The organism is Solidesulfovibrio sp. C21, from assembly GCF_047785625.1.
GTDB lineage: Bacteria > Desulfobacterota > Desulfovibrionia > Desulfovibrionales > Desulfovibrionaceae > Solidesulfovibrio.
The window spans coordinates 1-10198 of sequence record NZ_JBLODY010000105.1 but is presented as its reverse complement, the minus strand read 5'-3'; the positions used below and the strand labels follow the sequence as shown (position 1 = coordinate 10198).

At 64.4% G+C, this 10198-nt stretch carries 7 protein-coding genes; 1 reads left to right on the top strand and 6 read right to left on the bottom strand.

Annotated elements, in window-relative coordinates:
- Nucleotides 1–257 precede the first annotated feature (257 nt).
- The 6 genes from ACMZ6R_RS18930 to ACMZ6R_RS18905 form a co-directional block, all read right to left on the bottom strand.
- A complete protein-coding gene (locus tag ACMZ6R_RS18930; protein ID WP_416114419.1) occupies nt 258–434 on the bottom strand; it encodes a Flp family type IVb pilin in 177 nt (58 codons plus the stop codon).
- A 217-nt stretch (nt 435–651) separates the two neighbouring features.
- Nucleotides 652–2862: a hypothetical protein gene (locus tag ACMZ6R_RS18925; RefSeq protein WP_416114417.1), complete on the bottom strand. Its 2211-nt coding sequence runs from the start codon at nt 2860–2862 to the stop codon at nt 652–654.
- Nucleotides 2863–2884: 22 nt separating this feature from the next.
- A complete protein-coding gene (locus tag ACMZ6R_RS18920) occupies nt 2885–4222 on the bottom strand; it encodes an SLC13 family permease (protein WP_416114415.1) in 1338 nt (445 codons plus the stop codon).
- A 5-nt stretch (nt 4223–4227) separates the two neighbouring features.
- Nucleotides 4228–4689 carry an HPP family protein gene (locus ACMZ6R_RS18915; RefSeq protein ID WP_416114413.1) on the bottom strand — a complete coding sequence of 154 codons (462 nt, stop codon included), beginning with the start codon at nt 4687–4689 and terminating at the stop codon, nt 4228–4230.
- Between the two features lie 73 nt (nt 4690–4762).
- Nucleotides 4763–5764 (bottom strand): 2-hydroxyacid dehydrogenase, encoded by a 1002-nt coding sequence (locus ACMZ6R_RS18910; RefSeq protein WP_416114411.1) that lies wholly within the window; start codon nt 5762–5764, stop codon nt 4763–4765.
- Nucleotides 5765–5941: 177 nt separating this feature from the next.
- Complete coding sequence (locus tag ACMZ6R_RS18905) at nt 5942–7714, bottom strand: hypothetical protein (RefSeq protein WP_416114409.1); 1773 nt, start codon at nt 7712–7714, stop codon at nt 5942–5944.
- Nucleotides 7715–9087: 1373 nt separating this feature from the next.
- On the opposite strand from ACMZ6R_RS18905, the gene ACMZ6R_RS18900 reads away from it, so the two are divergent.
- Entirely contained in the window at nt 9088–9948 is an 861-nt protein-coding gene (locus ACMZ6R_RS18900) for a zinc metalloprotease HtpX (protein ID WP_416114407.1), read from the top strand.
- Nucleotides 9949–10198: the final 250 nt, after the last annotated feature.

The window sequence follows — 10198 nt, the reverse complement described above, 5'->3', positions numbered from 1 at the left end:
TCCGACCAATACGCCGCCTTCAAGGAACGCACTTCTGTAGCTGGTGCTGCCATGGTCGTCCTCCTGTGGGATAAACCATGGCAGAAAATTCAAGCGACGTAAGAAGGACCTATTTGGACGCTTACGGTGCTCCTTGCCCGAAAGATGCCAAAAGGGCTGTGGAACGGCAATGGCGGGAGTCCGGCCAAAAAAAGGCCGCCCCCGGAGCGGGAGCGGCCTTTGGGCGAGCGGGTAATCTGTTTTGATCAGGCGGCGTCTCAGCTGCCACTGCCGCTGATCTTGGTGGTGATATCGGTGAAGGTCGTGCTCAACTGCTGTCCCAGGGTGGTGACGACACCGACGATGACGGCGGCGATCAGGGCGACCATGAGGCCGTATTCCACCGCGGTGGCTCCTTCCTCGTCACGAACGAAATTGGTGATGGTGCGCAGCATGGTTTTTCTCCCCTTTCTTTGTATGTGGATTGCCGGTTGTATCTGTTGCCGATCTTGACAAGGCATAAAGCACGGGGCGTGCCAGTTTTACTCAAACAAGGAGTATGCTGTAATAACAGCGAAAAATAATTCTTGCCTGGATGGACTGTCTTGAAAAAATAGAAAACCGTGATTGTGTTCCAGAAAACATGGAACCAGGGGGACGTGGTCTTTTCGATCAGCGCGGGCTGGGCGAGGGCGTGGCCTGGGCGGCCGTCTCCGGGAACAAGGCCGCGCCGACGAGGCCCAGGCGCTTGGCCGTGCCCGGAGCCGGCGGCAGGGCCTGCAAGGTGAGGCGGGATTCCCCCGGCGGCAGGCGAAGGGTGAGCGTGACGGGCGTGGAGAGGCGCGTGGCGTCGATTTCCCGCGTCAATCCCGGCCCCGTGAGCCGCACGCGCATGGGCGTCATGGCCACGAGGTTGCACGTGAGGCGCGCCGCGACCGGTTTCCCGCCGCTGTTGGTCAGCCGCAGCACCCCGCTGTCGCCCACCCAGACGATGGGGCCGCTGATGGAGTGTTCCGGCGGCGAGCAGCCTGCCCCGAAGCGCAGGGTGAGGTCCGAAGGCGCGCTCACGGCCAGCCGCCAGGACGGCACGAGGGCCAGGGACGCCACGGGAATGGCCCGGCCCGTGATCGTCGTTTCCGAAAGTTGTCGGCGACCCATGGCCATGGCCGGGGTCAGCCGCCACTTGCCGACGTCCTGATACAGAATATCGGGATAGCGGTTGGTGGCGTCGCTTAAGACGTGGACGACGTCGGCGAGCGGCGCGGGCTGGTCCGGGTGCGGGGCGTAGGGATCGGGATCCGGCGGGCCAAGGCGCGTCACCCTGGCCAGGAGAATGGACGTGACCGGGTCCGTCGGCGCGGACAACCGGCGCAGGGCGTAGACGGGCAGGGCCGGGGGACTGGCCGGATCGATGGTTTCAAGGACATGCACCCGCTTGCCCGTGCGGTGGGAAAACCAGGCCTCCCAGTAGCCGGGATGGGTGATCTCCACGTTGACCACGGTGAAAAGGTCCGGGGCGAGGAGCATCGCGCCGTCCGGCAGGGCGCTGAAGTCCGGGCTCTTGGCCGCGAGTTGTGCCATACGCCAGCGCGAGGCCGCGGCGATCTTGCTTTCGAGCACCGAGGCGTTGACCGAGGCGTTTACCAGCGCCACGACGGCGGCCAGCACGGCCAGACCGGCGGCGAGGCCCTGGCGGGACCGGCCGGAAAGCCGGCCGCACAGGCACAGGGCGGCGAGCGCCAGCCCCACGGCCCAGGCATAGGCGGAAAAGGTCGAGGTGACGTACCAGGTGATGCCGTGGCCGGCCGGCTCCTGGTATTTGGGCGACAGGCCGATGAGGAAATTGGGGCAGTAGGCGGCGTAGAGCACAAGGCACGCCGGGAGGAGCCGTGCACGCAGGTGCTCCGGGCCGCGCGCGAGGAGATGGTAGGCGACCCCGCCGGTGAGGACCGCAAGGCCCATCCAGGCCGGGGCCAGACGCGCCCAGTTGGCGGCCAGCTGGCGCAGGTAGCCGGCGAAGTCGAGGACCAGGGCGGACGTAACGACCGGAAAGCGGTTCACGTAATCGACGTCGAGGTGAAACGCGCCAAGGGGCAGGGCGCTCTGGCTGTAGGCCAGCACTGTTTCCAGGATGCGCAGCGGGCTTGAGAGGTCCAGGGCGTTGCCGTCGTACTGGGAGGGGTGCAGGGCGCGGTAGGTCAGGTAGATGACGAGATAGACCGCCAAGCCGATGTTGGCCCGGACCATGGTCCGCAACCGCTCCCGTTTCGGCCGGCCGTACCGTTCCCCGGCCAGCCAGATGACGGCGCACAAAAGCGGCGCGTAGCACAAAAACGCCTCGAAATGGCAGTAGGCGGCAAAGGCCAGCAGGTTGGCCAGGACAAGGAGCCGCGTCCGGCCGGTGCGCCCCTGCCGCCACAGGCAGTAGGCCGCCCAGGTGATGCACAACAATCCCGAATCGAAGACCAGCGGATACGACGAAACGATGTTGTGGTGCCAGTTGTCCTGGTAAAAGGCCGTGGCGAAGAGCATGGCCAGAAGCCCGAGGGCCGGCAGCCCGGCCACGGTCGCCGCGAGAAAGGCGCACGAGCCCATGGCCGCGGCGAAGACGGTCAGCGAAACCGCCTTGCGCGCCGGTTCGCTGTCCAGATTGTAGGGCAGGGAGGTGAGCCCGACGTGCAGATAGTGGTGGAATCGGCCGCTCCCGGCGGCCAGCTCGCCCGCGAAGGCGGTCAGGCTGCCGGTGATGACGTGCTGTTCGTAAAAGAGGTCGTCGCTGGTGGTGGCTCCGGTGCGCACCTGCCCGGCAAAGGCCAGCACGAACACCGCCGCCAGGCAGGCCCAAAGCAGGGCGCGGGCGGTTGGCGGCGTGACGTTGGGCATGGGCGCGGGGGAAGGACCCGGGTCAGACCTTGAGCAGGTAGTAGCGCACGTAGATGTAGATCATGGACAAAAAGATGGTGGCCACGGTCACGGGCGCGCCGTACTTGAGGAACCGGACAAACGAGATCTTGTGGCCGGCCTTTTCCGAAAGCCCGACCACGATGACGTTGGCCGAAGCCCCGATGGCCGTGCCGTTGCCGCCCAGGCAGGCGCCAAGGGCCAGGGACCACCACACCGGCAGCATGGTGGGATGGGTGTAGAGCGCCTGTCCGGAAAGGCCCGTGGCCGGGCCGAGAACCTTGTCCGCCAGTTCGGCCAGAAGCGGGTTCATGGTGGCCACGAACGGGATGTTGTCCACGATGGCCGAGGCGATGCCGGAAAACCAGACCATGACCATGGACAGGGTGAGCATGGAGTCCTTGGTCGGGTGGGTCAGCGCGATGACCTTCTGGGAGAAAAGCTCGATGAGCCCGGCTTTGACCGTGCCGCCGATGATGATGAAAAGGCCCATGAAGAAAAAGATGGTGGGCCATTCCACTTCCTCAAGCACCTTTTGCGGGTCCTGCCCGGAAATCAGCAGCAATGTCGCGGCCCCGAGCAGGGCCACGGTGGCCGGTTCGTAGTGGAGAATACCGTGGAGCATGAAGCCGCAGATGGTGAGCGCCAGCACGAAGCCGCTTTTTTTGAGCAGCGCCGGGTCCTTGATGAGCGCTTTTTCGTTCATGGCCAGGATGCGGGCCTTTTGGGCCGCGCCCACATGCAGGCGTTTGCCGAAGATGACTTTCCAGGAGAGCATCCAGGCGATCATGATGATGGCGATGGCCGGGGCGAGGTGGCCCAGGAAGTCCATGAAGTCGAGGCCGGCCTTGGAGGCGATCATGATATTGGGCGGGTCGCCGATCAGCGTCGCCGTGCCGCCGATGTTGGAGGCCAGGGCCTCGGTGATGAGATAGGGCACGGGGTCGATTTCGAGCTCCCGGGAGACGAGCAGCGTCACCGGAGCCAGAAGCAGCACCGTGGTTACGTTGTCGAGAAAGGCCGAGGAGATGGCCGTGACCACGGCGAAGATGGCCATGATGGCGAAGGGTTCGCCCCGGGCGATCTTGGCCGCCTTGACGGCCACGTATTGGAACACGCCCGTCTTGGTCATGATGTTGACGATGATCATCATGGAAATCAGCAGGAAGATCACGTTCCAGTCCACGCCAAGGTCGGCGTCGTGGAAGGCGTCGTGCTGGGTGAGGACCTTGAAGGCCAGGGTCAGGGCCGCTCCGAAGAGGGCCACCTTGGTCTTGTGAATCTTGTCCGAAACGATGACGGCGTAAGCCAGAACGAAAATGGCGGTGGCAGTCCAGAACATGGCGTCTAAGCCTCGTCTTCAAGGCCGCAACGTTCGGCCAGGTATTTGAGAATGGCCCGGCGAGAAACTTCGCCCACCAATCTGCCCTTGTCGTCGACGACCGGCAGCACGTTGACCCCGCGCTCGGCGATGAGCGCCTCGGCCTCGAGAAACAGGGCGTCGGGCGTAACGGCCGCGAAATCCGTGGTCATGATGTCGGCGGCCGGCTGGCCCTTGCAGGCGGAAAAGGCCTGGCGCAAGACCGATTCGTCGTCGGGCAGGGCCTTGACCAGGTTGGAGTCCAGATAAAACGGAAACATGACCCGCAGGATGTCGTAGCTGCTGATGACGCCAAGGAGCTTGCCGTCCTTGTCCACGACATAGACCAGACGCGATTCCATCTGCCGGTAGGCGGCGAGCAGGGCGGCGAAATCCACATCCGGGCCGATGACGGCCAGGGATTTGTGCATCATGTTGCGTATGCGCATGGGGACTCCTTGCCTGCGTATGCGGGGCTTCTGGATTTCGGGATTTGGCAATGCGCCCTTTTGCCGAATTTTGTCAAGATTGGCGGGGCGCCCCGTCGGCGAGGACCTCTGGATTGAGGCAGGTGGGCGGCGTATCGCCGGCGAGCATGGCCAGCAGGTTTCGCGCCGCAAGCGCGGCCATGCCGTCGCGGGCCTCCCGGGTCGCCGAGCCGATGTGCGGGGTGACGACCACGTTCGGCAGCGCGGCCAGGCCCACGGCCATTTTCGGCTCGAACTCGTAGACGTCGAGGCCGGCTCCGGCCAGCCGTTTTTCCCGCAGGGCGACCACCAGGGCCGTCTCGTCGATGATGGGGCCGCGTCCGGTGTTGACCAGAATGGCCGTGGGCTTGAGTCTGGCCAGGGCGGCGGCGTTGAAGGCGTGGCGCGTCTCCGGCGTCAGCGGCGCATGGATGCTGATGATGTCGGCCGTGGCCAGGAATTCCTCGAAGGGAAGCCTTTTCGCCCCGCATTCGCGTTCCAGGGTCTCGTTGGGACGCCTGCCGCCGCAGGTGACCACGGGCATGGCGAAACCGCGCCCCATCAGAGCCATGGCCGTGCCGATGCGGCCGGGACCGAAAATGCCGAGCGTCTTGCCGCTGACCTCCTGGCCGATGAACTGGAGCGGCCCCCAACCCGGCCAGTTCCCCGAGCGCATGACCGCATCCGAGACCACGATCTGGCGGGCCACGGCGAAAATCAGCGCCCAGGCCAGCTCGGCCGTGGCCGTGGTGAGCACGTCCGGGGTGTTGGACACGGGCACGCCCCGGCGGGTGGCCTCGGGCACGTCGATGTTATCGAAGCCCACGGCGTAGTTGGCGTAACCGCGAAGCAGCGGCGCGGCGTCGAAGAATGCCCCGTCGATGCGGTCGGTCAAAAGCCCGATCACGCCGTCGGCCGTGGCGGCATGCTGGAGCAACTCCGCCCGGTCGAGGGGCCGGTCCTCGGGATTGACCCAGACGTCGCAGGTCTCACGCAACAGGGACAGCCCGGCTTCGGGAATCCGCCGGGTCACGATGACGCTCGGTCGCTTGGCCATGGCAGGGGTTCCTTGGGAGAGGGGAGGAGGAGGAATGCGAGAGGGGAAACCCTTTAAAAAGGGTTCTCCCCTCTCGCGCTCTCCCCTTCCTAAAGTTTTTACCGTTACGGATGCCGCTCGGCTAACATGCCGTTACTTTTAAAAGTCTTTGGAAGGGGGCTTGGGGGAAACTTTTCTTCAGAAAAGTTCCCCCCAGCTCTTTATAGCGATCACACGCCTGTATAACGCCGCGCCGGCGTCGGTGTCGAGCCAGCGCTTGTCCGGGCTGGGTGGCGTTTCGGCGATCATGACGCCTCTGGCCGGGGTGAACGGCGGCAGGGGAACCACGGCCGAGGCCCGCACCCGGCTGATCGCGGTTTTGGGGCCGTCGATAAGGGCGAGGGTGAAAAAACCGTAGGGCTTCATGGTGGCGTCGGGGTTGTCGATGCGCAGGAAGGCCATATCGGCGGGCTCGGACAGGGCGCAATTGAGGTAATAGGCGTCGTTGCGGCGGGTGAGGCTCGTGGCCACGTCCTCGACCCGGGTGACCAGCGAGAAAAAGACGATGACGGCCAGGGCGAGGGCCTGGGCGGTGGCGCCGGTACGCACCAGCCGCGACCGGGCGGCCAGGACCTGTCCCGCCGCGAAAAGTCCGAGCACGGCCGCGACCCCGAGGCCACGCCCCAGGGAGGCGTAGAGCGTGGCCCCTTCATGGTCCAGGAAATCGTAGGGCAGCAGGTAGCCGAACTGGAAGCAGGGCAGCATCGTAAAAAGTCTGTCAAAGGGCACGGAATAGTTGCGGCTGTCGAGGAAGGCGTTGGGGTATTTGAAAAGGACGCAGGTCAGGCACAGGGACAGCAGAAAAAGCGGCAGGGCCAGCCATCTGTTGATCCGGCCGGGCTCGTCGAGCCAGCGGGCCAGGCCGAAGGCGACAAAGGGCATGGCCGCGGTCCAGTTGCGCGCGGCGTAGGCCTCGCTGCCGTTGGCCCAGAGCATGGTGCAGAAGTAGGCCGTGAACAGGATGAGGATGGTGCCTTCGGGCTGGTCCTTGTCCTTCCAGATGAAACAGAAAAGGCCGATCAGCCCCAGCAGCAGGTGGGGAGCGTTTGGGATCAGCCCGTGGCGCATGTCGAAGAGGTTGGTCAGCACCCGGTCGGGCACGGCCAGGAAGGTGACGGGAAAGGCGGGGTTGCCGCCGCCCACGGCCAGGCCGAAAAGCGCTTGGTTGTAAAGGAGAAAGAGGGCGAAGAGCCCCGCGGCGATGCCGAACATGGCCAGTTGCCTTGGCCGGGACAACTGTTTGCGGAGGCCACCGTAGACGATCAGGAAGGCCGTGGCCGCCTCCAGGGACAGTTTGACGTGGACAAAGGGCAACAGGCACAGGCCAAGCGCTGCCCAGAGCGCATTGGCCGGTTTTTTGTGGCGTCCGGACAGGAAGAACAGGAGCACCAGACAATTGCAGGTGAAAAGCAGGATCTCGGCGAAAAAAAGCCGCAGGTAGAAAATGAGCGGGCAGGTAAAGGCTACCCCGGCCACGGCGGCAAGGCTTGGACCATGGGGAAAACGCCGTCGCAGGGCCTGGTAGAGGATGACGAGTCCGAGCGCCCCCACGGCAAAGGAAAACCAGCGCGCGCCGTCAAGCCCGGCCAGGGTCAGGGCCGGGGACCCCAGGATGGGGTAGATCACGGAATGGATGAGCCTTCCGGCGTGGCCGGCGGGACTGGTCGCAAGCGGGGTGCGAAGGCCCGCGTCGTCCACCATTTCGCGCCACAGGGCGTCGCTGGGGTGGAAGCCCTGGCCGTGGAAGATGCCGAGGCCATAGGCCGCGTAGCGCACCTCGTCGCCGGTGAAGGCCAGCTTGCCGAGGAGCAGCGCGTGCACGGCCCAAAGCGCCAGAAGCAGGGCGGCCAGGGAAACGGCGGCGTCGCCCTTCCCATGGACGCGATTGTTGGCGGGGTCGGGGCTTTGCATCCGTAATAATAAGGGCTTTTGGCGCCGGCGGCGTTGGAGGATGAGGCGAAAGCCCGGGCCACTTTGCGCCTTGGCCGTGCTGTCGGCGCAAGGTGGCCCAGACGGCGCGTTCTTGTCAACGACGGACAAAAGCCGGCCCGGGCAGCCGGATGCCAGGAGACAAGCGTCGGCAGAGTGTCTTTCTGTCGAAGATTTCACTTTACAAACGCGCCGGAAGAATTATTCCTAGAATCAACGGCAACCTCATAAGAGGTGAAACCCGAGCAGGAGGCAACGCCGTCACGAACCCCGTCTCCCATAACAGGCGAAGCGAGTCGCCCACCCCCAAGGCCCAACCGGCTTATGTCGGAGCCTTGAAGGCGAAAGGACTTTCCCGATCGCCACGCAAAAGCGCCACCGGTACGGCCGACAGGCCGAGAAAAACCGCCGCAGACGTTGGGAGCCTGAGGACCTGGAAGCGGGAAATGTGCAAGCCGAAATACTGGAGGGCCATGCCGATGGGCTTAGACGTCCCATACTCGGCGAAGCGAGTCGCCCCGAAGTGACGGCCGTAAGCAGGCCGGAGTGGTGGCCGAACTTATCCGGTCACCGGGGAGGAGCCAGAGGCCGAAGCGCCCCGGGCCTCTCCAAAGGACACAGGATCCGGAATCAGGCAACAGCCGAACGCAAGATAAACTGGAGGGCAATGCCGACGGGCTTGAAAAACCCATATTCGGCGAAGCGAGTCGCCCCGAAGTGACGGCCGTAAAGGTCGGATGGGCGGTCGGACTTATCCGGTCGCCGGGGAGGAGCCAGAGGCTGAAGCGCCCGGGCCCCTTCCATGAAACCAAGGATCCGGAATCTGGCAACAGAAGAGCTTAAGACAAGCCGGAGGGCAATGCCGATGGGCTTATGAGCCCCAAAATCGGCGAAGCGAGTCGCCCACAAGAGACGGTCAGGTAACGGCCGTCCCGGTGAGAGGGCATCCTGGGAAGCGTTGATTGGAAAAATGGCCTGAAAAAGTTTGAAAAGGCCAGGACGAAACGCGACAACCAGGCAGTGGCTCCCGGTAAAAGCGATAGCTAATGCGCGCCCGGCGCGCCAAAACGATAAAGACGCAAGATGTTCCCTACCCGGCGAGAAGGCTCGCCGAGCGCACGCGGAACCGGAGGTTCTCTCCGGAACCCGCCCGAGGCAGGAACTGCCCTGCCGTCGGCGCACGGGAAGCGGCCCGGCCGCAAGAGCCGGAAAATGCCTCGACCCGACAACGAAAGGGTAACGGAAACAGGTTACGGCGTAACGCAACAGTTTCGAACCGACCCCGCCCGGCCCGGTAGCGGACCGGACGGGGTCTTTTTCTATAGCCCCATACGGATACGGAGGTTTTCCGCATCATGAGCAGCCAGTTCAAGACCGCCCTGCTCCTCGGACTTCTCACCGCGCTCATCCTCATCGTGGGACAGGCCATGGGCGGCCGGCAGGGCCTTGTCATCGCCTTCTTTTTCGCCGTGGTCATGAACCTCGGCAGCTACTGGTTTTCGGACAAGATCGTGTTGTCCATGTACGGCGCGCGGGAACTGTCCCCGTCCGACGCCCCGGGCGTGCACGCCATGGTCGAGGAACTGGCCCAAAACGCCGGTATCCCCAAGCCCCGGGTCATGATCGTGGCCCAGGACTCCCCCAACGCCTTTGCCACGGGCCGCAATCCGGAACACGGCGTGGTCTGCGTGACGGCGGGCATCCTGCGCCTGCTTTCCCCGGAGGAGCTGCGCGGCGTGCTGGCGCATGAGCTTTCCCACATCAAGAACCGCGACATCCTGGTCCAGTCCATTGCCGCGGTCCTGGGCGGGGCCGTGATGATGATGGCCAACATGCTCCAGTGGGGCGCGATTTTCGGCATGGGTCGCAATAGCGACGACGAAGGCGGTGGCGGTGGCGGCGGCGTTTTGGGTGCCCTGGCCATGGCCCTGCTTGCGCCCATCGCGGCCACGCTCATCCAGATGGCCATTTCCCGGTCCCGGGAATACCTGGCCGACGCCACGGGGGCGAAAATCTCCGGCACGCCGCTGGCCCTGGCCGGAGCCCTCGGCAAGCTCGAGAGCTACGCCCGGCAGATCCCCATGCAGGCCAGCCCGGCCACGGAAAACATGTTCATCGTCAATCCGTTCGCTGGCGTCTCCATGGCCTCGCTTTTCTCCACCCATCCGCCCACCGAAGAACGCATCCGCCGCCTGCGCGACATGGCCGGACGTTAGGGGGAGGGGAAGAGAGAAGACAGTGCGAGAGGGGAAACCCTTTAAAAAGGGTTCTCCCCTCTCGCGCTCTCCCCTTCCTAAAGTTTTTACCTGGTAACGGGTATGTCACGGCCCCCCTTTTGAAAGTCTTCCTATGTGGCCCGAAGTCAAGCCGGCTGACGCAGTCTAACCGCCCGTTTCCTATTCGCGCCCGAAGCGCCAAGTACCGATTCGGTAGTTTTCGGATTCCCGCCATTTGAAAAACGCCGCC

Bases quoted from the DNA above. Each gene is read 5' to 3' on its own strand.
- ACMZ6R_RS18925 (WP_416114417.1), bottom strand. From the start codon at position 2,862: ATGCCCAACGTCACGCCGCCAACCGCCCGCGCCCTGCTTTGGGCCTGC.
- ACMZ6R_RS18905 (WP_416114409.1), bottom strand. From the start codon at position 7,714: ATGCAAAGCCCCGACCCCGCCAACAATCGCGTCCATGGGAAGGGCGAC.
- ACMZ6R_RS18910 (WP_416114411.1), bottom strand. From the start codon at position 5,764: ATGGCCAAGCGACCGAGCGTCATCGTGACCCGGCGGATTCCCGAAGCC.
- ACMZ6R_RS18930 (WP_416114419.1), bottom strand. From the start codon at position 434: ATGCTGCGCACCATCACCAATTTCGTTCGTGACGAGGAAGGAGCCACC.
- ACMZ6R_RS18915 (WP_416114413.1), bottom strand. From the start codon at position 4,689: ATGCGCATACGCAACATGATGCACAAATCCCTGGCCGTCATCGGCCCG.
- ACMZ6R_RS18900 (WP_416114407.1), top strand. From the start codon at position 9,088: ATGAGCAGCCAGTTCAAGACCGCCCTGCTCCTCGGACTTCTCACCGCG.
- ACMZ6R_RS18920 (WP_416114415.1), bottom strand. From the start codon at position 4,222: ATGTTCTGGACTGCCACCGCCATTTTCGTTCTGGCTTACGCCGTCATC.